Raw genomic sequence first — 22,415 nt, forward strand, 5'->3', positions numbered from 1 at the left:
AGCCCAGTGAGGGGCCACTACAACTGCTGCCAAGTCAGCTTCAGGGAAGGCAAACGATGACGTTTTCGATCGGTGTTCTAGGTGTCGGGCAGTTCGGCAGCCAGTTCGCGCACCTCTTCAAACTCCACCCCGGCGTCAATGCCGTTTACGTGGTGGATGAACTACCCGAGCGGGCCGCAGCGGCCCAGGAACGCTGGGGCCTTGATGGAGTGTTGGGAAGTTTTGAGGAACTCCTGGAGTCCGACGTCGATGCTGTCGCCATCTTCACGCAACGGTGGACTCACGGGCCTCTCGTTGAGCGGGCGCTGCGCGCGGGCAAGCATGTGTATTCAGCCGTCCCGATGGCGATCTCCGAAGCCGAAATCGAACGGATCATCCAGGCCGTGCGTGAAACTAAGCTTGTTTACGCCATGGGGGAGACCAGCTACTACAACCCCGCAACAGTCTTCGCCAGGCAACAGCACGCGGCCGGGAAGTTTGGCCGGATCTTCTACACCGAAGGCGATTACGTCCACGACATGGACCTGGGTTTCTACGAGGCCTACCAGTACAGCGGCGGCGAACGGTGGAAGGAAACGGCGAGCTATCCGCCCATGCTGTATCCCACGCACGCTATCGGCGGGGTCCTCGGCGCAGTACCGGCGCATGCTGTCAGCGTCAGCTGCATTGGGGTCAAGGACGATCGCGGAGATGGCGTCTTCGATAAAGACGTCAGCATGTTCGCCAACGATTTCTCCAATGCCACGGCCTTGTTCGAAATGAACGACGGCGGTGCGATGCGCACCAATGAGATGCGCCGGGTGGGCTATCCATCCCATCTCCGCGAATCCCGCTTCCGCTTCTTTGGCACCGAAGCCAGTTTCGAGCAGCTGGCAACCACCACCGTGTGGCAGGACAAAACGAAGGTGGAAGACGTCTCGGAACAAGTCGAGACGAAGCCCACGATGTCAGCCGATGATCCATCGTTGGCTGACGTGGCCCCGGAGCTCCGGGATGCCTTCATTTCCGGGCTGGCGCCGGTCCACGATCAATCACGGCTTCCCGAGGAATTCCTCGGAGCGCCCAACGGACACGAAGGCAGCCACCAGTTCCTCGTGGATGACTTTGTCACGGCGGTCAACAACCGAACGCTTCCGCCGGTCAACGCATGGGTCGCGGCCCGCTTCACCTTGCCCGGAATCGTAGCCCATGAATCTGCCCTCCGTGGCGGCGAACGCCTTCCCATCCGGGACTTCGGCGACGCTCCCTCCTTGTAGCTAGCATTTACGTCATGACAACTTCGGCAGTACAAACCCCGCGCGGACCGGTTACACGCAAGGACGTGGCCCGGTACGCCGGGGTGAGTACCGCCGTCGTGAGTTACGTTGTGAACGGAGGGCCCAAGAACGTGGCCCCGGCGACGGAAGCCAAAGTGCGCGACGCCATCCGCATCCTCGGCTACCGTCCCAACGCTGCGGCCCGGGCTCTGAAGCTCGGCTCAAGCGAAACCGTGGGCGTGATTGTTCCGGACAATACCAACCCCTTTTTCTCGCAGCTCGCCCACGCCGTTGAAGATGCTGCGGCAGAACTTGGCTACGGCATGGTCCTCACCAACTCGGGCGGCAGCCTGGCCAAAGAGCGGCAAAACATCCGCAACCTTGCCGCACGGCAGGTGGACGGAGTGTTCCTGGCGAGCTGCGTGTTCGATCCCGATCTGACCGACCTTGAAGCCTCGGAAATCCCGTCGGTGTTGCTGAACAATGCCGGATCGCCCCCAGGGTTCACCAGTGTAGGTGTGGACCTCGAAGCAGGCGCCCGGGCCGCCGTCGAGCACCTCATAGGTCACGGCCACACAAACATTGGCCTGGCCATCGGAACCAACACAGGCAACCAGCTCGACGGTCGTGAAGTGGGCTGGCTTAGAACTTTGCGCGAGGCAGGACTGCCGGATGGCCCCATGCTTCATGGGGAGTTCAGCAGGCCGGGAGGTTACGAGGTAGGCAAGCGTTTCCTCGCCATGGCAAACCGCCCCACGGCAATCTTCGCCAGCAACGACATGCAGGCCATCGGAATCCTCCGCGCCCTTCATGAGGCGGGCCTGAACGTTCCCGACGACATGGCCGTGGTGTCCTTCGACGGATCCCTCGATTCCGAATACAGTTGGCCGGCGTTGACCACCGTGGCGCAACCTGTGGAGGAGATGGCTGAAGCGGCTGTTCGGGCACTCGTGGGGGAGGGCCGGGGCGAGGCACTGCAGCACAGGATCCTGCCCACCGAGCTGATCGTGCGCCAGTCGTGCGGCTGCAAGTGAGCCTTCCAACGTTCTCTCACATCCTCCCGGTTTGACTGCCGATGCTCTCTCACATCCTGCTGCTCACCTGCCGATGTTCTCTCACATCCTCCATTTATGTGAGAGAACGTCGGTCAAAAAGGGCCCCGATGTGAGAGAGCATCCGGGGTTACGAGTCCATGCTGGCGTAGCGCTCGGGCCGGGCGAGCACCTGGCTGATCTGGGCCGTGCCCGCGGCCAGGGCGAGCCGGACCAACAGGAAACCGGCCGCAAAAACTCCCCCGACGGTCAGGAACACGACGGGCCGGGTCAACAAGGCTGGACCCGCCAGTGGCAGAACCAACGCTGCTGCTGCCGCCGCAGAGATACCTGCCACCAGGAGCAACGGCGACATCACCGCCTTGACCCGCGCAGCCACCATGAGTTTCTGCGGCATCCCTACCCGGTCCAAGGCCACGAGGGTCGAAGCATGGTCGAGCACGGCGGCGGCTTGGTTTACGCCGGCGGAACAAGCCACCATCAGGAACGAGCCCAGCAGGGTGATCATTACGCCGGTGTTGATATCGCTCACGAGCAGCGTGGTTTCATCCGACGCGCTGCCGCCCATCGTGTCCGCTACCGCCATGCCGACGCCCACGAACACTCCCACAAAACTGGTCATCGCGACGCCCCCAACTTGTCGCCACGATTCCTTGGGACTTTCCAGGACTGTCCGTGCAGCGAGCAGTTGCTCGGGCCTCTTTGCCGTCTTAAGTTGCGATGACGCCTGAAGCCGCAGGACCCACGGCCCCATCAGGTTCAGTGCCAGCAGCGCCAGTCCGAAGCAGCCGCCCATCACGGCGATAATCACGATAAACGCGCCAAAGCTGCTCAGCATGCCCATGGCCATTACTCCGAAGACCACCACCACGGCCGCAATGAGGCCGCGAACCCAGTGGGCGCCGTCGGCCGTTTGCCTGGTCCGCACTCCCAGCGGCGTCAGCACAACCTTGCGGAGGCCAAGCGCAGCACTCGCAGCGGCGAGTATGCAGACCGCGAGGATGCATCCGAGAATTGATGGCACGGAAAGCCACGCGTGAGCGCCGATCGCCTGTCCCCGGAACTGGATCAACCCTAAAAACGGTGCCGTGCAGGCATACAGCCCGGCACCGGCCAGCGCGCCGATTGTCGCCAGGACCGTTGACTCTATGACCGTCATCCACACGACCGTGGTGCTACTGGCCCCCAGGAGACGAAGCGACGCCAGGCGGTCATCACGACGGCGGGCGGCGAGTCGCGCTGCGGAGGCACCGAGCGTCAGCAGCGGTATGACGAGCAAAACCATCGCGACGACGGCCAGCGCCTGGTAGGTGCCTGCGATGTCATCAGACCAGGACCAAAAGACTTGGGAACCGCCAGCCACCGTCAGCAGGAGTGCCGTGACCGTGCCGAACGCGAGAATCGGCAACCCGGCGTCGCGCAGTTTGGTTGGGTGCAGCCCGGTTTGACGAAGGCTGCTGCTTCGGGAGAGGTAGGGGGTGAGGCGTAGGGCCAGGGCAAGGCTAGACATTGAACGCACCCTTGAAATTGGTAGTGGCCGGAGCCGGCTGGCTGGGAGAGGAAGGCTGGCTTGAAGAGGATGGCTGGCTTGAAGAGGATGGCTGGCTTGAAGAGGATGGCTGGCTTGAAGAGGAAACAGCACTGCCGGTGTCCGCCACGATTCGGCCGTCACGCAGCTCCACGACGCGTTGGCAGCGTGCTGCCACGTTGGGATCGTGCGTGACCACCAGCAGTGTTCGACCATTAGCTGCGACGGAGTGAAGCAACACGTCAAGGACTTCATTGGAGGTAGCAGAGTCAAGAGCGCCTGTGGGTTCGTCCGCAAAGACGATGCGTGCCCCGGTGACCTGGGCCCTGGCGATGGCCACCCGCTGGACCTGCCCGCCAGACAATTCGCCGAGCCTGCGCTGTTCCATGCCGGCCAGGCCAAGGGCCGCCAGCCACTCGGCGGCACGGGCCTCGGAGGTGGTCCGATCGGTGCCGTTCAGCATCAGCGCCACGGCCACGTTCTCAACGGCAGTCAGTTCCGGCAGCAGCATGCCCTGCTGGAAAACGAAACCGAATTCCTCCCGGCGGAGACGGGAAAGCGCCCCATCTCCGAGGGAATCCAAGCGGATCGGACCTGCCGCCGAGCTCAAGGTGACTGTGCCGGCGTCGGGCCTCAAAATCCCGGCGAGGCAGTGCAGAAGGGTGGTCTTACCAGAACCCGACGGCCCGATGATGGCAATGGATTCGCCCGGATTTGCGGCGAAGTCCACGTGATCCAGCGCGACGCTGCCGGGGTAGTGCTTAGTGAGTTGCTGGGCATGGAGGATGGCGTTCATGGATCCAGCTTGGCTGCCGGGCCTATGCCAAGGCGTCAGTCCGGCGGCTGAACTCTGCGGACCGGCCTCCACCCGCGGTATGAGAGCCTACTTGGCCTGGACGTCCGCGATTCTCAGCTTCGCAACATTCTCGGCGAGTACGCGGCGAGCATCCTCGCCCAGGTTCGAGTCCGTGATGAGCTCGTCGGCTTCCTCCAGCTGGGCAATGGATGCTATGCCCACCACACCCCATTTGCTGTAGTCGGCCAGCACCACAGTGCTGCGGGCTGATGCCATGAACGCCCGGTCCGTTTCGGCCTCGAGCAGATTGGGGGTGGTGAAACCCGCCTGTGCGTCCATGCCATGAACACCCAGGAACAGGACGTCCAGATGAAGCTGCTTGAGCGAGGACGTCGCAATCGGCCCCACCAAAGCGTCCGACGGCGTGCGCTCGCCACCAATCAGGATCACGGTGGAGCCGAACCGGGCCGGCCCCGACGAAGACCCGTGATGGAAGAGGTCGGCAATCCGCACGGAGTTGGTGACAACGGTGATTCGGGGACCATGGACGAGCTCCTGCGCCAGCGCCCACGTGGTGGTTCCTGCACTGAGCCCGATCGCCATGCCTTCATGGACGAGCGAGGCAGCCTCGACCGCAATGGCATGCTTTTCCGCGGTCAGCTGCGTGGACTTGAGCTCAAAGCCGGGCTCGTGGGTGCTGGCATCGCCGGGAAGCTTGGCCCCGCCGTGGATACGCTCTACCCGGCCGGTTTCTTCCAGGGCTTCGATATCCCGCCGGACGGTCATGGGGGAGACGCCCAGCAACTGGGCGAGGTCCGATACCCGTACAACGCGCTCGCGCTGGACGGCATCGATGATGGCGGAGTGGCGTGCTGCCTGAAGCATCAAGGCCTTTCTGGAGAGCCTCATCAAACATGAGGCTGATTCTGGCTCCAGTCTAGGACGCGGTGCTGCTGCCGGGTGGCAAATGCAGTCCCGGCGCCGTCACGATCCTTTTGAACACACGACGGCGCCGCTCACCTTGGGAGGGGAGCGGCGCCGTCGTGATTGCTATTTCCTGAGGGATTCGGCGATTTGTTTCATGATGCCGGGGTCGGCGAGGGTGGTGGCGTCGCCGGTGTCGCGGCCTTCTGCGATGTCTTTGAGGAGGCGGCGGACGATTTTGCCGGAGCGTGTTTTGGGTAGTTCCGGAACGATGAGCAGTTGTTTCGGTTTGGCGATGGGGCCGATTTCCTTGCCGACGTGGTTCCGCAGTTCAAGGATTGTTTCTTCACCGTTGTTTGCGGCGTCACCGCGGAGGATGACGAACGCGACGATGGCTTGTCCGGTGGTTTCGTCGGTGGCGCCGACGACGGCTGCTTCGGCCACTGAGGGGTGGGAGACGAGGGCAGATTCGATTTCGGTGGTGGAGAGGCGGTGGCCGGAGATGTTCATGACGTCGTCCACGCGGCCCAGGAGCCAGACATCACCGTCTTCGTCTTTTTTGGCACCGTCCCCGGCGAAGTACATGGACTCGAACCGGGACCAGTAGGTGTCCTTGAACCGTTCGGGGTCGCCCCAGATACCGCGCAGCATGGAGGGCCAGGGTTCGCGGACCACGAGGTAGCCGCCTTCACCGTTGGCCACGGACTGGCCGTTCTCGTCCACGACATCCACGGCGATGCCGGGCAGCGGTACCTGCGCCGAGCCTGGTTTGGTGGCGGTGACGCCGGGCAGGGGTGCGATCATCTGCGCCCCGGTTTCGGTCTGCCACCAGGTGTCCACGATCGGTGCGGGGTGTTCCTTGCGTTCGCCGTTCTTGCCGGCGTTGCCGCCGATGACGTCGCGGTACCACATCCACGCTTCGGGGTTGATGGGTTCACCCACGGAGCCCAGGACGCGGATGGAGGACAGATCATATTTGGCCGGGATTTCCCGTCCCCATTTCATGAAGGTGCGGATCGCGGTGGGCGCGGTGTAGAGGATGGAGACCTTGTACTTCTCCACGATTTCCCACCAACGGCCTTGGTGCGGGGAATCCGGGGTGCCTTCGTACATGACCTGGCTGGCGCCGTTGATCAGCGGGGCGTAGGCGACGTAGGAGTGGCCGGTGACCCATCCGACGTCGGCCGTGCACCAGTACACGTCCGTTTCCGGGTGCAGGTCAAAGACCACTTTGTGCGTGTACGCGGTCTGGGTGAGGTACCCGCCGGTGGTGTGCAGGATGCCCTTGGGCTTGCCCGTGGTCCCGGAGGTGTAAAGGATGAACAGCGGATGCTCGGAGTCATGCCCGACGGCGGTGTGCTGAGTTGAGGCCTTGTCTACCGTCTCGCTCCACCAGAGGTCGCGACCCTCAACCCAGTTGACGTCCTCGCCGTTGCGCCTGACAACAACCACCTTTTCGACGGTGTGTCCTTCTTTGGCGAGGGCTTCGTCCACGGCCGGCTTGAGGGGGCTGGGCTTGCCCCGGCGGTAGGTGCCGTCGGCGGTGACCACGAGCTTGGCCTCGGCGTCCTCGATGCGGGAACGGAGCGCGTCGGCCGAGAAGCCACCGAACACGACCGAGTGCACAGCACCGATTCTGGCGCAGGCGAGGAGCGTGATGACGGCCTCGGGAATCATCGGCAGGTACACCGCCACGCGGTCTCCCTTTGCCACGCCAAGGGCTTCGAACGCGTTCGCAGCCTTCTTGACCTCCTCGGTCAGCTCCGCATACGTGTACGTGCGGGTATCGCCCGGCTCGCCCTCGAAATAGATGGCAACGCGGTCGCCCAAACCGTTCTCCACGTGCCGGTCCAGAGCGTTGTACGCAGCGTTGACTTCGCCGCCGACGAACCACTTGGCGAACGGCGGATCCGACCAATCCAGGGCTTGCGTGAAGTCTTTGTCCCAGCTGAGCAGCTCGTGGGCTTGCTTCGCCCAAAACGCGGGGCGGTCCGCTTCGGCCTCTGTATATTCATCGGCGGTAGCCACGGCATTCGCGGCAAACTCAGGTGATGGCGGGAACTTACGGTTCTCGTGGAGCAAATTCTCGAGAGCCTCGACGTGTGGTGCCCGACCGTTCTGCGGCGTCGACGCTGCAGCGGTGGTCGTGGATCCGGTGGTGTCCTGGGACATGGTGAACCTCATCATTCATCGATCTTTGCTGCGCGGACGCCGCCGACTGAGTCCGCACTCCAGGCGTGAGCCGTCGTAGTGCGTCCCGCGGAGGGTCCGCAGAGTATTGTCCGCCTTCAACATTATCGCTTTGGGAGGTCCTACGTGTGCGTGGTCACAAATGGCTCAGCGAGCGGTACGGATTCGGCGACGAATGGCTGCTTTGGTTGTCAGGAACCGTTTACATGACGACAACTGCCACTGCTTGACTGTAAGTAACCTTGGAGTTTCCTGTGGACGGGGTACCGTAGCCGATTTCAGCTAGAAGAGTGTCAGTGGGGTGGCATAGGCTGAATAAGTCTTGGGACGCATCGTCAGGTGTGTCCGGTTTTCCGCGGAAACCTGCGGAAAATACCGGTCCGGACTGTCCAAGGCGCCGCCGTACGAAGGAGAAATAGATGAACCAGCTGAGCCCAGGCCCGCACGACTCACACCCGACGGGACCGGACACCGCGGCTGGAAAGGCGAACGACGCCGGTACCAACACTGCTGCGAAGTCCGCCTCAGGCGCTCCCACCAAGTACGAGGCCGTTGCCGGCCCTTTCACCATTCGGGACCTCACGGTTTTCGGTTCTGTACTCCTGATGTTCATCGCGTCGCTGCTGCCCATGTTCCGTGGCCTTTACAACCTTTGGAACGTGGGCAGCCTTTTCTTCCTTCTCCTGGGAATCATCCTGCCTGTGGTGGTTGTGGCGCTTTTCGTTGCCCGCCGACTGCAGCCCGGCACCATTGTCCGCGTCGGCTCGCTGTCGATTGACCAGTTCGCTTCCGTGACGGCTGCCTTCGCGGTTCCGCTGTTCTTCCTGACGATCGCCGATTCCTTCAACGGCAGTGTCCTGCTGGGCCTGGTAGGTTCCATTGGCTTGCTGGCGGCCACCGTTCTGGCCCCTCATCTGCCCTTCCTGTCGGCTGATTTCAAGGGCCGCGCTGAAACGCCGGCCCACGTCGTTGCTCGCCAGGCCGCGATTCCCACCCGTAAACCCGCTGCCCCGAAGCCTCCCAAGGAACCCAAAGCACCGAAGCCAGCCAGCGGCGCCTCGACTCCGGGATTCCAGACCTTCGGGTATCAGCCGCAGGGTGCGGGTTCCGCTGGCGCCCATCCCTATGCTCCACCAGCCGGCGCAAGCCCCTACGTTCCGCCAGCCACATCCGGACCCGTTGCTCCGACCCCAACTGCTCCGGCCCCAACTGGTGGGCCCGCCGTCGTGCATTCGGCTGATTCCACGCCTCCTGCGGAACCCCAAGCTGCCGCTCCGGCCGCCGGTCCGGCCTCCGCCCCAACCGCAGCGGGCCCGGCCTCCGCCCCAACCGCATCCGGGTCGCCAGCTCAGGCTTCGCCAGCAGAGCCGTCACCAGCCGAGCCCGACGTTGTAGTGGGCAACCCGGCAGAACCGCAGTCGCCGACGCAAGCTCCGGCCACCACCCAGCACGCCCAGCAGCCCGCCCCTGCACAAGCCGCAGCGCCCCAGCCCGTCGCCCAGACGCCCGCAGCGCCCCAGCCCGCCGCCCAGACGCCACCTAATGAGCGCGCATGGGCTGCCACCATGGCCACGCCCATCGTGTCCGCCGATACCCGTTCTGTGAGCGACTCCATTGGTGCCACTGTGGATCCGTCCAGCCGTTCGGAAGATTCTCCTGCCTATGAGGCCTTCTGGTTTGCCGTAGCCCAGCCCCGAACTGCCTATGACGAACGGACAGGCGCTCCGGCCTTCACCATTGAGCCTGGCGGTTGGGTTCTGGCCCTCGAGGATCGTGGCGACGAATTCCTCGTTCAGGACACCGACGGCAAGGTTGGGGTCCTGCGGGAGCTCAGCAACATCGAACGCGGCTGAGAAGGACGCTGTGACCATCGCTGAAGCTGGATCCGTGCTGGCCTTGAAACGCCGGGCACGCAAGATCAACAGGATCCTCGCTGAGAAATACCCCTATGCTCACGCCGAGCTGGATTTCCGGAACCCGTTTGAGCTTGTGGTGGCCACGGTCCTCTCAGCCCAGACCACCGATGTACTGGTCAACCAGGTCACCAAGATCCTGTTTGCACGCTACCCGGACGCCCGTGCCCTGGCGGAAGCGGATCCTGCTGAGCTGGAATCGATCCTGCAGCCCACTGGTTTCTTCAGGGCAAAGGCCAGGAACGTCCTGGCTCTTAGCACCCGCTTGGTGGACGAGTACGACGGCGAGGTTCCAGGTCGCCTCGAGGATCTTGTAACGCTGCCTGGCGTTGGGCGGAAAACAGCCAACGTGGTCCTTGGGAACGCTTTTGGTATCCCCGGAATTACCGTGGATACGCACTTCGGGAGGCTGGCCCGCCGGTTCGGATGGACGGCATCCGATGATCCGGTGAAGATCGAATTCGACGTCGCTGAACTCTTTGAACCACGGGACTGGACCATGCTTTCGCACCGCGTGGTTTTCCACGGCCGCAGGATATGCCACGCTAAGAAACCCGCCTGCGGAGCATGCCCGGTTGCCAGCCTATGTCCCAGCTACGGCGACGGCGAGACCGACCCCGTTAAGGCGGGGAAGTTGTTGAAGTATGAGCTCGCGCCGGGCAATGAGGCACTGTTGGAGAAGTTGCTGGCCGAGACGCACAGGGCGGCGGAGATCCGGATGGAATCGCAGAGGAGACCCGGGTGACCGCGTTCGAGGACCTCGCCAAATTAGTAGCCCGTTTTGAGGCCGGCGAGCAGCAGCATTCTTCCCACTGGGCGAAGTTGCCCGTCACGCCTGAAACCAATCGCGCCGCAGCCGTGCTCATGCTCTTTGGCGTGCTGGACAACGTCCCGGCCGAATCCGGACGGCCCTTTGCGCCAGCGAATCTCGACGTTCTCCTGCTTGAACGTGCCCACACCCTGGACGATCACCCCGGCCAAGTAGCATTTCCGGGCGGAAGCGTGGATCCGGAGGATGACTCCGTGGTTTCTGCCGCCTTGCGTGAGGCAGTGGAAGAGACCGGGCTGGATGTCAGCGGTGTCAAGGTGCTGGGCGTCATCCCGGAGCTGGGGCTGATCCGCAGCAATTTCCGAGTGACACCCGTACTAGCCTGGTGGGACTCGCCGTCGCCCGTTCGTGTAGTGGACTACGCCGAATCGGCCCAGGTGTTCCGGGTGCCGGTTCGCGATCTCCTGGACCCCGTCAACCGGGTAACCGCCACTATTTCCCGCTTCGGCCGCACTTTCTCCAGTCCGGGTTTCACCGTTAATGGACTGGTGGTCTGGGGCTTCACCGGGATGGTTCTCAGCGGGTTGTTCGACGAACTGGGCTGGACGGTCCCTTGGGACCAGGACAAGCTGTACGAGATCGAGCTCTAGCAGCTCCGCCGCAGGTGCCTTTCAGGCGGCCCTGCGGTTCGCCGTCGAACGGTCCACGATCAGCCCCGTTGCGGCGTTTTCACGCACTGCATTTATGCCGTCCACCACGCCCTTGAGATGTTTGAACGTTGGTGACTCCGCTACAACTGTTCCGTCCGCCGCGGTAAGGCGAAACCGGTACGAGCCGTCGGTGTCTTTGAGAATTTCGAATCTGCCAGCCATTTTTGTGCTGTCCCCCTTGATGCTTCCTTGCAACAGTCGTGGGCCGGTGTGCCGGTCCCACCTAGAGAACGTATCCAGAAGCCGCCGGGAAAGAAAGTTACTTTGGGGTACCGGTCATGGAATTGTCATGCACCATCACACTGCGGGATGTGACTGGCTTGTTCTGAAAGCGGCAGCTAATCTGGGGCGCCGGCTACTCCGGCCTGCTGCCCGTCCGCGAATGCCCGTCCGGGACGAACGGCGTGAATGATCAACCCAGCAGCATCCGGCGAGGCTCGGGGATAGGGGAGCTGAACAGTGCTGCCCGGAGGTCGGCTTCGGTCTCGACGAGCCGACGCTGTTCCATGCTTTGAAGGGCCTCGACGTCCACGGACTCCACACCGGGCATCTCCGCAAGGCTCTTTATCCATGTTTGGCCAGTCACGCTGTCGTGTTGTTCCCCCAGGAGGCGCTGCAGGACCATCGATGGTTGGATGATTGCCGTGGCGCGTGCACCCAGGACTTGGGCCACCGCCTCCACCGAGTACCGCAACACTTTGATGTCCTTTCGCGCGTCATGGAGCACGTCGTTGCGCTCTGCTTCATCAGCCTGTGTGGTGTCCGTTTCCAGGCTTCGTTGCGCCGCTTCCAAACTCTTCTGCACCGTCTCCCAACGCGGCTGCAGGAGTTCTGCGACCTCGAGGAGGCTGGGATGGTTGTCAATTTCCCGTGGCGCCAAAGCGGCAGTTGCAGGAAGAAGGGCTTGCCGGGTTGCCTTGACGATTCCTTGCCATCTCCGTCCGGTCCCGACCCGGATAGCCATTGCGTTACTGCTGGCCAGGAGCTCGTTCACGGCGTCATGGAGTGTGTTCGGCGACAACCAGGCCTCTGACGCGTCCAGCCATAGCGTCAAACGTTGGGACAGAACATAGGCGTCGCGGGCTTCGCCGAGGGAACGCGCCAGCCACCGGACATCCCGGCCCGTGGCCTCCGGGACGTCAGGGAGAACGGATTCGTAGCATGAAAGGACAGAACGGAGCCGCCGAAGCGCCAGCCGTGCGCCGTGGACGGCCTCCTGGTCAGCCGCGCCGACCAGCGGCAAGCAGCCCTCCAGCTCTGCTAGTTGGAAAGCGATGTACGAATCCACGGAATCACGCACGTCCGAGCCCACGTGGCCAGTTTCCTCCGGACAGCCGGGGCGGACAAGCAGGTGCCTATTTCGCTTTGTCGTAAGAATCGACGACGGCGACACTCACCGGGAATTCGACTGGAATCCGGCCGAACATAAGCTCTTTCGCTGCGTTTGCGGACTCCTCGATCGCCTGGATGCAGGCGTCTACGGCTTCATCCCGGGCATGGACCATCACTTCGTCGTGGAGGAAGAAGACGAGTTCCCCTGAGGGTAAGCCTTCGGCATGCAAGGCCCGCAGCCGCCGTCGTAATTCCGCCAGCCAACAGGAAGCCCATTCCGCGGCCGAACCCTGGACCACGAAGTTTCGCGTGAAGCGGCCACGGGAGCGTGCCAGGTTGTCGGCTCGCCGCTGTTCCTCGGCGGTGGTGGACTGTTGGCTTCGCAACCAGCCGTGGGATGGTGGTGGGCTGCTTCGTCCCAAACGGGTGGTGACGGTCCGCCCGGCCTCGCCTTCCCTGGCTGCCTGCTCCACGAAGCCCACCGCTCGCGGATACGTGCGGGCCAACTGCGGCATGAGCCTGCCCGATTCGCCGGTGGTGGCGCCGTAAATGGCCCCGAGCAGCGCAACCTTCGCTTTGGATCGATCCCCGCCAAAGCCTTGTGCTGCTATACCGGCGTAAAGATCTTTGTCGCGTGCGGCCTCCGCCATTTTTGTGTCCTGAGCGAGTGCTACCAGGACGCGAGGTTCCAGTTGGGAGGCATCGGCGACGATGAGCTTGTGGCCAGGGTCCGCTTGTACTGCCGCGCGGATATTCCGGGGAATCTGCAGGGCACCGCCGCCACGTGAGGCCCACCTGCCGGAGACCACGCCTCCCACCACGTACTCAGGATGGAACCTGCCGTCCTGAACCCAGGCATCCAGCCAGGCCCAACCATTCGCGGTGTGCAGGCGGGAGAGCTTCTTGTACGCAAGCAGTGGCTGGATCGCGGGGTGTTTGGACTCCTGGAGCTCCCATTGCCGGGTGCTTTTGACTTCGATGCCGTTCCGATGAAGGGCGCGCATCAGGTCCTGTGGCGAGTCCGGGTTCAGGCTTGGTGATTTGAGGATCTCCCGGAGCTCGTTGCACAGCATCTCAAGTGCCCTGGGCCTGTGGCCAAGGAGCGGACGGGGACCGAGTACCTCGGCAAGGATCTGCTCGTGCACCTCTTCCCGCCAGGGAACGCCGGCGTGTTGCATTTCCACCGCAACGATTGCACAGGCGGACTCGGCCGCGAGCAGCAACTGCAGCCGTTGTTTCCGTTGGTCATCTGCAGGGACCTGGGCGATCGCATGCTGCTGTGCAGCAAACTCATCCCGCAGTTCAGCGAGACCCGGACTCTTGGACGTCGGGGTGAAGTCCTCGAAGAGTGCGCCCTGATCGGCGGGTGGTGGAAGAGGCTGCAGTGCCCGCGGCGGCGTTGAATCGTCGTCCTGCGTGAGCTTTTCAGCGTTCTTTGCGAAGTCTGTATGCGCCGTGAAAGAGGAGTGCGCCAGGATAGCTCCGCAGAGAGCGAGGTCATGACAGCGCTCCAGCTTCACGCCGTTCGCCAGGAGGTCCGGGTAGAAGTCCTGCGCGCGATGCCACACCCAGCGGGGCCGTTGGCTTTCCAGTTCACGGACGACGCCGGGCAACTCACCTCGTGTGACGACGCGCGCGTCGGTGGTGGCCTTCCCGGACGGAGAAACTCTTTGTATGGCTGCGCCGTCCGGATGGGCGGCGAGCAGCAAATACATGTGTCCATTCTGCCCTGTCGCAGTACAGCAACTGTTCCTCCACACTCCTTGGTTGGGCTGGGTTCTCCACATGGGGCGTTTGAGAGCTTACGTCCAAGGCTTCGACGCCGGGAAAGTGGCTTCATGAGCAAGCGACAGCTTCGGCACAGACGGTCCAGCAGCGAACCTTTGGGGCAGACCACGGACAACTCGTGGATGCCGCGTGAAGCTGCCGATATCCTCCTCGTCACCGGCGACGCCTACCTTCAGGAGGAGGCGCGAAGGATTGTTGCTGCGGCAGGTGGCAGCCTCCAGTTGGCCGCCGACGTCGGAGAGGCAATCCACGGCTGGGACGGTGCCGACGTCGTCCTGGTGGGAAGCGACATCCGTGAGCTGCCGCCACGAAGGCAGGCGCCCACTGTCTTACTGGGCAGGTCTGTTGAGGGGGACGGCTTGTGGCGGCTTGCTGCTGCCCTGGGCGCAGAGCGCGTAGCCGTCCTTCCCGAGGCCGCAAACTGGTTGGCCGAGTACTTGAGTGTGTCCGGTTCGCCGGAACCTGGCGGGTTCGTTATCGGGATTGTTGGAGGCTGCGGTGGGGCTGGAGCTTCCACCACAGCAATTTGGCTTGCCCAGGCAGCGGCGGGCCACGGCATCAGCACCATGCTGGTGGACGGGGATCCCTGGGGTGGGGGCCTGGAACTGGCAATCACCGTTCAAGAGCTGGCCGGCTTGCGCTGGCCGGACTTCGCCGAAACGCGGGGGAGCATCGATCCCGTCCAATTCAGGGACTCCCTGCCGGTGGCCGGTGGCTTCGCGTTCCTGTCTTGGCCGGGTACACGTGAAGCGTTCACCATGCCGGATGCCGGTTCTGTGGCCGCTGTCCTGGATGCCGCGCGGCGAAGTTTCGAACTCGTCGTGGTGGACATTGGGCGCAGTGAGGAATGCCTTCGAACCTTTGCGTGGGACTGCGAGAAGATGCTGTTGATGACCACAGCCCACCTGAAACCGGCTGTTGCCGCGGCACGTATCCTCAACGAGCTGCCACCGTTGGACACGGGGTTGGTGGTCCGGGGTGGTGGCCCTTCGGCGGTTGATGCTCAACTCATTGCCGAGTCGTTGGGACTGCCACTCTTGGGGATTCTTCCGGAGATTCGAGGAGCGGCCGCAGGGACCGAGCTCGGCCGGCTCCTTGAGCTGGGCCGTCGCAAGTCCGTGAATCGCTTCGCCCGGGGCGTGCTGGACTTGAACGGCGCTGGTGAATGAGCCGGTCGGAGAAAAGTATCGCGGGATGGTCACGGACAGGGACACCATTCACGGGAGGGCGCCGCAGCCAGAGCCGTCGGTTGGACTCCGTGCTTCTCGAAACGGTCCGGGAGTCCGTCCTCGCCGGGAATGGGCCGGTAACACCCTCGACTGTGGCCGCCGCCGTGCAGGCCAGCGGCAAACTGTTGGGTACTTCGGGAGCACTGGAAGCCGCGGAATCCATCAATGCGGAATTGAATGGTCTAGGGCCCCTTCAACAGCTTGCGCACGATCCCTCGGTCACAGATATCTTTGTCAATGGCCCCGAATCAGTCTGGCTCGACCGGGGACGGGGCCTGGAACGATCCCCGGTGCATTTCGATTCTGAACAGCAGGTCAGGGCGCTGGCGGCCAGGCTGGTTTCGGCGGGTGGTCGCCGGTTGGACGACGGCTCTCCCTGCGTGGACGTCAGGCTCAAAGGCGGCTATCGCGTGCACGCAGTTCTGGCGCCGATATCAACTGCGGGGACTCTGTTATCGATTCGAATTCGACGCGAAGAAACCTTCACAATGGCTGAATTGCGCGAAGCTGGCATGTTCGATCAGCACATCGAGACTCTTCTCCGCGCGATTGTGGAGCGGCGCCTGAGCTTCCTTGTCAGTGGTGCCACCGGATCAGGGAAAACAACGCTCCTGTCCACCATGCTCGGGCTGTGCCGCCCGTCCGAACGCTTGGTATTGATCGAAGATGCCGCTGAACTCAACCCGATCCACCCTCATGTGGTCACGCTTGAATCGCGCCATGGAAACCTTGAGGGAGGTGGAGCGCTGGATCTTGGCGAGTTGGTCCGTCAAGCCCTGCGCATGCGTCCGGACCGGCTCATTGTGGGGGAGTGCCGGGGTGCCGAGGTCCGCGAGCTGCTCACCGCGCTCAATACCGGTCATACAGGCGGTGGAGGAACAATCCACGCCAACACGGCGGAAGCAGTTCCGGCACGGCTGACAGCCCTCGGCGCGCTTGCAGGGTTGAACGCCGAGGCCGTGCGGTTGCAGGTCTCAAGTGCATTGGACGTTGTGATTCACGTGGAACGGACGCCTTTGGGGCGGAAAGTAGGCTCAATCGGTGTGCTGACTGACTCCTTGGATGGCCAACGAGTGGTGACCGCACTGCGATGGAGCCCCGAAGGTCTGGTGCATGGACCTGCTTGGGCTGAGCTGAATTTACGGCTTTCTCCCGGATCATCCGGCGAGGCGGGCGGATCTTTGCAGGGCTTATCCGTCGGCTCGGAGGTACTCACTGTGATGGGCTTGGACTCGTGATCCCCACCCTGGTTGTAGCCCTGGCGCTGGCGGTATGGCTCCAGCTCAAGCCGCCCCAAGCCGGCAGCCGGCGAATGCGGGCAAGACTCGCCAAACCCTCATCCCTGAGTGGGATCGGTGTTGGGAAAGAGCATGCAACATCAGGAGCGGACAAAGGGCCGTGGGGCCGGGTGTGGCGGGCAAAGATAGAGCCCTTGTCCCTCGTGGTGTTGGTGCAGCAGCTCGCTGCCCTCTTGCGAGGAGGACGTGGACAATTGCAGCTTTGGGAAGAGTTATGGCTCGTCCATAGCTCCAGGCCTGGCCTGGGCGCCAAGTCCAGGAGCAGAGGCCACCAACCCGCTCCAAAAATCTCAGTGGAATCGGTCAGGGTGCTGGCCTCGGCGCGGGCAGCCTCGGCCGTTGGAAATTCACCAGCACAAGCAATTCGCAACACCTCCGCAAAGGTCTATCCCGGCCGAGGAAGCACAGAACGCCGCATCTGGATGGAATTGGCTGCATGCCTGGATGTAGCCGAAACCAGCGGCTGTCCACTCGCAGAGCTCCTCACCCGGTTCGCAGCGCAACTCGAAGCGGAGGAAGATTCTGAAGCGGCACGTCAAACTGCCCTCGCTGGACCCAAAGCCACGGTCAGGCTGTTGTCCTGGCTACCGGTACTTGGCTTGGTACTGGGGATGGCCCTGGGGGTGGACCCCTTGGGAATCCTGCTGGGTAACTTCCTCGGTGTGGCCACCCTGATCCTTGGCCTCCTGCTGACCGTGGCAGGGCGTGTGTGGTCCTCCCGGCTCGTCGCTTCGGCGGTAGGGGCCACATGATGTTGGGAATTCAATTGTTGGCTCTGGTGGGAGTACTGGCTCTGGCAGCCTTTGTCGGATTCGCCAGACCGGCAGGGTTTCGAGACCGGCTGCACGCAAGTTTGGCCGAGGCCCATAACTCCAAGGACGACCCTAACTCCAAGGATGATCTCAGCCTTCAGCCAGATACTGCCACTGCCGGGGACGGGCTTCGGGACACGGCCATGATGCTCGAACTCGTAGCTTCCATGCTGGATGCAGGTGCCGGGATAGGGCGGGCATTGGAACTGATTTCCCACAGCGCCACACCGAAAATCAGCCAGGATCTCCGTCCCGTCGTCGCTGCGCTGGCCATGGGGGCGGACTGGGACGCTGCCTGGCGAAACCCCACCCAGCATCAGCCCGAAGTAGCGCGTTTGAAGGACGCTCTGGCTTTCGCCGCATTGACTGGTGCGCCCTCGGCTTCGATTCTTTATGCCCAAGCGGCCAGGGAGCGCCGCGAGCAATTCCGTGCCGCCGAGAAGCGAGCCGCCGCCTTGGGAGTGAAGCTTGTGGTTCCTCTCGGCCTTTGTTCCTTGCCGGCCTTCATTTGTCTGGGAATCGTGCCGGTGCTCATTGCCATGCTTCCGGCTGGATAAGTAGGGCACCAGCACATGCACGGCAGCCGACTCTTCTTCCAAACCGGCAAGTCTATTCTTCCAGGCTGGCCACTCTCTTCCTCCACACATGCCACTCTTTTCCTCCACACAGGCCGCTCTTTTCCTCCACAATCAGTCCCCGCGGGGGTTTTATCCACTTGGATGAACCAGGGGCTTCAGGGTCGGCCGGAGTCACGGAAGAGTCGATTTCAACCGGCAGATCTGCCGACTTTTCTGAAAGGAAACATACTATGGAAACTCCCTCCAGCACCCTCCACGCCCGGCGGTCTGACCGACGGAACACATCGCGTGCGCTCGCAGCAAATACTGCCGGTCTTGAATCCGTCGAGCATGGCAGCGGCCACGATGAGGCCCCACAACACAAGAGTGGCAACCGCGCGGGTGTGCAGTTCGGGATTGAAGAGCATGGGATGGAGCAGCTGGAGATCGAGCTGTTTAACCGAGCAGAACCTCACGCCCCGGCCGCAATCCAGCAGTTGGACAATCAACGGGTTGGGACAGCTTGGACCAGCAAGTGGAGCAACTACTTGCGCAGTCGTACACCCGGCAGGATTCGCCGGCAGGCCAGCGCGAAGCCGGGCAGCATCAAGCAGACCCCTCCCAGGCAGGGCACTTTCAGCCAAACCACCCCCATCCAAACCACCCTCAGCCAAACCACCCTCAGGCAGACGAGCCTCAGGCGAACCCCGCTCATGGGCTCCGAAGGCGGCATGGCAACAGCGGAATACGCAATAGCAACGCTCGCGGCCGTGGGCCTGGCGGGTCTGCTGGTGGTTATCCTGCGGAGCGAGGAAGTTCGAGGATTCCTGCTCAATCTGGTTCGCACCGCGTTGTCCTTGCCATGACCTCGCCAGTACCTCTCCTAATCAAGCCGGTACCTCTCCCAATCAAGCCGGTACCTCTCCCAATCGAGGCGGTGCCTCTGCCCATCAAAATGTCCACAAGACAGAACGAACGTGGTGCCGTAACAGCTGAGTTCGCAGTTGCCCTGCCAGCGGTGATTTTGCTGTTCGCCTTCTTGCTGGCGGCCGGTGCAGCAGGGATAACTCAGCTTCGTTTGGAGGAGGCGGCCAGGGCGGGTGCTCGAGGTCTTGCTCGGGGCGAGAGTACTGGCGAAGTGCAGGGCATCGTCAGGCGCATGGCGGGCGAGGGGGCAACTGCGGGGGTGGCAAGCGACGGCGATTGGGTGACTGTGACAGCCTCCGCGGCGGTAGCAGGCTCGTTGGGTTCACTGATCCCATGGACTCTCACAGCTTCGGCGTCGGTCCGCGGTGAAACACCCGGGGCATTTGGTTGGAGCGACGTGAGTGACATGCCGGGAACCTTGGTGGGCGGGGCAACGCAAGCGGCATCACCGTGGAACATGCCACCGGGGGATACCGCATTACGGGTTGCGGCGAACCCATGGATTCCCTTGTGAGGGTGCGGTGCCTATGGCGGCGAACGCTGAAGGGTCTTCCTGTAGCGTCACACCCTGAGCTAGGATCCGGCACAGTCCTGGCGCTGTCACTGGGGTTCGCAGTCCTGGCATTGCTTGGCGGGCTGCTGCTTCTTGCGCAAGCGGGGGTCATGGCGTCGCGGGCTGCGTCGGCAGCAGATCTGGCAGCTCTCGCGGCGGCGGATGCAGCGCGTGGAATAGCCTCGGGTGAGCCCTGTGCTGTGGCGGCCAGCGTTGCAGGACAGCAGGGTGCCACACTGACTGCCTGCGACGTCGTCGGGGGCGACGTCGTGGAGCTCGCCACCGAGTTGGAACAACCGTTCCTCTTCGGCACGGCTACAGGCAGGGCACGCGCTGGGCCGCCTCCTTAGCCAAGTAACGGACTGGGCCGCAGGGTTGCTTGGAGCCGTTGCAGCTAGATGGCGTCTTTCAAGAGGACATCCAGAAGTGTGATGGCGGCTGCCTTGTCCAGTGGGTTGTTCTTGTTGCCGCATTTGGGCGACTGTACACAGGACGGGCAGCCGGCTTCGCATTCGCATGCTTTGATGGCCTCCCGGGTGGCTGTCAGCCAGATTTTGGCCTTTTCAAAGCCGCGCTCGGCAAATCCGGCGCCGCCAGGGTGACCGTCGTAGACGAAGATCGTCGGTACCCCAGTGTCGGCATGCAGTGCAGTGGAGACACCCCCGATGTCCCAACGGTCACTGGACGCCACCAGCGGAAGGAGACCGATCGCCGCGTGTTCCGCAGCGTGCAAAGCGCCGGGGAACTGCGCTTCCACCAAGCCAGCACCATGCAGTGACCTGTTGTCCACAACAAACCATACGGCCTTGGTAAACAAATCCCTGGCCCCGAGATCGAGCGGCTCCTCGCCCAGGATCTCGTTCGATATCAATGCCTTGCGCTGGAAGGAAACAACTTGGGTTGTGACCTTTACGTCCCCAAAGTGCGCAGTGATCTCGCCCCATTGGACCGAGCGCGAGGTTTCCAGGACTTCGATCTGCGTTACATCCCGTGCGGTGGTGTAAAAATCGGGGTTCACGCGCCTCACCATGACGCAGTGGTCCGCCTCGTTGAGTTCCTCCACCAGGTAGCTGTCCCCCTGGTGGACGTAGATCGCCCCGGTGTGTGCCTGATAGTGGGTCTGCGGCGAGTCCATCGTCCCCAGAAGCGAACCTGTCTCGGCGTCAACGATGCTCACAGGGCCACCTCCGTCAGCACGCAGGTTCACCATGCCGGCTGCGCTCTCCGGATGGGTCCAGAACCACCCCGCAGGGCGTTTGCGGAGATATCCCTGCAAGACCAGCCGGTCGAGGAGGCCTTCCGCTGTGGGCCCGAAGAGTTCGAGTTCAGCCGGGCCCACTGGCAACTCCGCTGCTGCCGCGCACAGGTGAGGTCCCAGGACGTACGGGTTTCCCGGATCAAATACTGTGGCTTCGACCGACACATCGAAGATAGCTTCCGGATGGTTCACAAGGTATGTATCCAAGGGGTCGTCGCTTGCCACGAACGCCGCTATGGCGTCCTGACCAGCCCTTCCTGCGCGTCCAATCTGCTGGAAGAGCGAGGCCCTGGTCCCTGGCCAACCGGCAACCAAAACCGCGTCAAGCCCGGAGATATCGATGCCGAGTTCCAAGGCAGAGGTACTGGAAACCCCCAGCAGCTGTCCGGACCGCAACGCTTTTTCCAAGGCACGCCGCTCTTCGGGAAGGTAGCCGGAACGGTAGGCGGCCACGCGGCTGGGCAAGCTGGGATCCACCTCATCCAGCAGTCGCTTGGTGATCGACGAAATCGACTCGGCGCCGCGCCGGGACTTGATAAAGGCAATGGTCCGAACCCGGGAGGAAACAAGGTTCGCCAGGATGTCCGCTGTTTCTGCCACGGCAGTCCGGCGTTGTTTGGCTCCGTTTTCACCCTTGACGTCCGTCAAAGCAGGCTCCCAGAACGCCACGGTCGTAGAGCCATGCGGAGAACAGTCTTCGGACACTTCCCGGACCGGAGCACCGATGAGGCGTCCGAAGGAGACAGCGGGCTCCGACGCCGTGGCAGAAGCGGCGATGAATACGGGTTCAGGAAAGGAGGTCCCGGCGCCGTAGTAGGCGCAGATCCGGCGAAGACGCCTCATGAGGTTGGCTACGTGCGAGCCGAAGACGCCTCGGTAACTGTGAGCCTCATCCACGATCACATAGCGCAGCCTGCGGAAGAACCGCGCCCACCACGTGTGGTTGGGCAGAATGCCGAAGTGCAGCATGTCCGGGTTTGCCAGGATGAAATTGGCATGGTCGCGGATCCAACGGCGCGACGCGACGTCGGTGTCGCCGTCGTATGTTTCTGCTCGAACGGTAGGGAGCTTCAGTGAACGGATTGCAGCCAACTGGTCTGCCGCCAGTGCCTTCGTGGGAGACAAGTAAAGTGTCACGGCACCGTCGTCGTGGATCTTTCCGGGCTCGGACAATACCCTCAGCTCCGAGCGGTGGATCGCATCCAGTGCGGGTAGTTGGTAGGCGAGCGATTTCCCTGAGGCGGTGCCCGTGGCGATCACCACATGCTGGCCTGCCTGGGCGAGGTTGGCGGCTTGGACCTGGTGTCGGTACGGCTCGTGGATGCCCAGCGAGCCGTAGGCCTGGACGATGTCCGGATGCACCCATTCGGGCCACGGCTCGTTGACGGCCTTGCGGGCAGGGATGGTGTGGACATGGCGCAACTGCTCCGGGTCCGGGTTCCGGCCCAGCAAAGAGATCAGCGAATTCGGTGCAGCCACCAAATCATTCTGTCACTCTGTTGCGGCGCGGACGGCGACGCCCA

Annotated in this window: 19 protein-coding genes and 1 pseudogene; 12 read left to right on the forward strand and 8 right to left on the reverse strand. The window is 62.9% G+C overall.

The window, feature by feature from the left end; all coding sequences use genetic code 11:
- The first annotated feature begins 56 nt into the window (after positions 1–56).
- Together AB4Z15_RS20290 and AB4Z15_RS20295 are read left to right on the forward strand one after the other, a co-directional pair.
- Entirely contained in the window at positions 57–1,256 is a 1,200-nt protein-coding gene (locus AB4Z15_RS20290; protein WP_442018702.1) for a Gfo/Idh/MocA family protein, read from the forward strand.
- Between the two features lie 14 nt (positions 1,257–1,270).
- Positions 1,271–2,290: a LacI family DNA-binding transcriptional regulator gene (locus AB4Z15_RS20295; RefSeq protein ID WP_442018703.1), complete on the forward strand. Its 1,020-nt coding sequence runs from the start codon at positions 1,271–1,273 to the stop codon at positions 2,288–2,290.
- A 148-nt stretch (positions 2,291–2,438) separates the two neighbouring features.
- Here AB4Z15_RS20295 and AB4Z15_RS20300 read toward each other — a convergent pair whose 3' ends face one another.
- The 4 genes from AB4Z15_RS20300 to acs form a co-directional block, all read right to left on the reverse strand.
- Positions 2,439–3,818, reverse strand: coding sequence for an FtsX-like permease family protein (locus AB4Z15_RS20300; protein WP_442018704.1), 1,380 nt, complete (start codon positions 3,816–3,818; stop codon positions 2,439–2,441).
- The gene (locus AB4Z15_RS20305) at positions 3,811–4,632 is read right to left on the reverse strand and encodes an ABC transporter ATP-binding protein (RefSeq protein ID WP_442018705.1); all 822 of its coding nucleotides are present in this window, start codon (positions 4,630–4,632) and stop codon (positions 3,811–3,813) included. Before AB4Z15_RS20305 ends, AB4Z15_RS20300 begins: the two co-directional genes overlap by 8 nt.
- 87 nt (positions 4,633–4,719) lie before the next feature.
- On the reverse strand, positions 4,720–5,517 hold the full coding sequence (locus AB4Z15_RS20310) for a DeoR/GlpR family DNA-binding transcription regulator (protein ID WP_216927051.1): 798 nt from the start codon (positions 5,515–5,517) through the stop codon (positions 4,720–4,722).
- A 165-nt stretch (positions 5,518–5,682) separates the two neighbouring features.
- Positions 5,683–7,728, reverse strand: coding sequence for an acetate--CoA ligase (gene acs / locus AB4Z15_RS20315; RefSeq protein WP_442018725.1), 2,046 nt, complete (start codon positions 7,726–7,728; stop codon positions 5,683–5,685).
- Positions 7,729–8,165: 437 nt separating this feature from the next.
- Between acs and AB4Z15_RS20320 the strand changes: the two genes are divergently transcribed.
- From AB4Z15_RS20320 to AB4Z15_RS20330, 3 genes are read left to right on the forward strand one after another with little or no spacing between them, the layout of a single operon-like run.
- A complete protein-coding gene (locus AB4Z15_RS20320) occupies positions 8,166–9,599 on the forward strand; it encodes a hypothetical protein (protein WP_442018706.1) in 1,434 nt (477 codons plus the stop codon).
- 10 nt (positions 9,600–9,609) lie between these two features.
- Positions 9,610–10,404 carry an endonuclease III gene (gene nth, locus AB4Z15_RS20325; protein WP_442018707.1) on the forward strand — a complete coding sequence of 265 codons (795 nt, stop codon included), beginning with the start codon at positions 9,610–9,612 and terminating at the stop codon, positions 10,402–10,404.
- Positions 10,401–11,078, forward strand: coding sequence for an NUDIX hydrolase (locus tag AB4Z15_RS20330; RefSeq protein ID WP_442018708.1), 678 nt, complete (start codon positions 10,401–10,403; stop codon positions 11,076–11,078). The genes nth and AB4Z15_RS20330 overlap by 4 nt, the downstream gene beginning before the upstream one ends.
- A 21-nt stretch (positions 11,079–11,099) precedes the next feature.
- Here AB4Z15_RS20330 and AB4Z15_RS20335 read toward each other — a convergent pair whose 3' ends face one another.
- The 3 genes from AB4Z15_RS20335 to AB4Z15_RS20345 all read right to left on the reverse strand — a co-directional run bounded on the left by AB4Z15_RS20335 (position 11,100) and on the right by AB4Z15_RS20345 (position 14,185).
- On the reverse strand, positions 11,100–11,300 hold the full coding sequence (locus AB4Z15_RS20335; RefSeq protein ID WP_442003434.1) for a YegP family protein: 201 nt from the start codon (positions 11,298–11,300) through the stop codon (positions 11,100–11,102).
- Between the two features lie 250 nt (positions 11,301–11,550).
- Complete coding sequence (locus AB4Z15_RS20340) at positions 11,551–12,450, reverse strand: CHAD domain-containing protein (protein WP_442018709.1); 900 nt, start codon at positions 12,448–12,450, stop codon at positions 11,551–11,553.
- Between the two features lie 43 nt (positions 12,451–12,493).
- Positions 12,494–14,185, reverse strand: coding sequence for a bifunctional 3'-5' exonuclease/DNA polymerase (locus AB4Z15_RS20345; protein WP_442018710.1), 1,692 nt, complete (start codon positions 14,183–14,185; stop codon positions 12,494–12,496).
- 123 nt (positions 14,186–14,308) lie between these two features.
- Here AB4Z15_RS20345 and ssd point away from each other — a divergent pair, with 123 nt between their 5' ends.
- From ssd to AB4Z15_RS20380, 7 genes and pseudogenes are all read left to right on the forward strand, one after another.
- Entirely contained in the window at positions 14,309–15,427 is a 1,119-nt protein-coding gene (gene ssd, locus AB4Z15_RS20350; protein WP_442003437.1) for a septum site-determining protein Ssd, read from the forward strand.
- The gene (locus tag AB4Z15_RS20355) at positions 15,424–16,725 is read left to right on the forward strand and encodes a TadA family conjugal transfer-associated ATPase (RefSeq protein WP_442018711.1); all 1,302 of its coding nucleotides are present in this window, start codon (positions 15,424–15,426) and stop codon (positions 16,723–16,725) included. Before ssd ends, AB4Z15_RS20355 begins: the two co-directional genes overlap by 4 nt.
- Positions 16,722–17,537, forward strand: coding sequence for a type II secretion system F family protein (locus AB4Z15_RS20360; RefSeq protein ID WP_442018712.1), 816 nt, complete (start codon positions 16,722–16,724; stop codon positions 17,535–17,537). The genes AB4Z15_RS20355 and AB4Z15_RS20360 overlap by 4 nt, the downstream gene beginning before the upstream one ends.
- Positions 17,537–18,154, forward strand: coding sequence for a type II secretion system F family protein (locus AB4Z15_RS20365; protein WP_442018726.1), 618 nt, complete (start codon positions 17,537–17,539; stop codon positions 18,152–18,154). The genes AB4Z15_RS20360 and AB4Z15_RS20365 overlap by 1 nt, the downstream gene beginning before the upstream one ends.
- A gap of 701 nt (positions 18,155–18,855) precedes the next feature.
- A pseudogene (locus AB4Z15_RS20370) lies at positions 18,856–19,020 on the forward strand (DUF4244 domain-containing protein); the annotation flags it as partial.
- Positions 19,021–19,109: 89 nt separating this feature from the next.
- Positions 19,110–19,595 (forward strand): TadE family type IV pilus minor pilin, encoded by a 486-nt coding sequence (locus AB4Z15_RS20375; RefSeq protein ID WP_442018713.1) that lies wholly within the window; start codon positions 19,110–19,112, stop codon positions 19,593–19,595.
- Positions 19,580–19,984, forward strand: a complete 405-nt coding sequence (locus tag AB4Z15_RS20380; RefSeq protein ID WP_442003441.1) for an Rv3654c family TadE-like protein — start codon at positions 19,580–19,582, stop codon at positions 19,982–19,984. The genes AB4Z15_RS20375 and AB4Z15_RS20380 overlap by 16 nt, the downstream gene beginning before the upstream one ends.
- 44 nt (positions 19,985–20,028) lie before the next feature.
- Here the strand turns inward: AB4Z15_RS20380 and AB4Z15_RS20385 are convergent, their stop codons facing one another.
- Positions 20,029–22,371 carry a DEAD/DEAH box helicase gene (locus AB4Z15_RS20385; RefSeq protein ID WP_442018714.1) on the reverse strand — a complete coding sequence of 781 codons (2,343 nt, stop codon included), beginning with the start codon at positions 22,369–22,371 and terminating at the stop codon, positions 20,029–20,031.
- Positions 22,372–22,415 lie beyond the last annotated feature (44 nt).

Source organism: Paenarthrobacter sp. 2TAF44 (assembly GCF_052114885.1).
Taxonomy (GTDB): domain Bacteria; phylum Actinomycetota; class Actinomycetes; order Actinomycetales; family Micrococcaceae; genus Arthrobacter.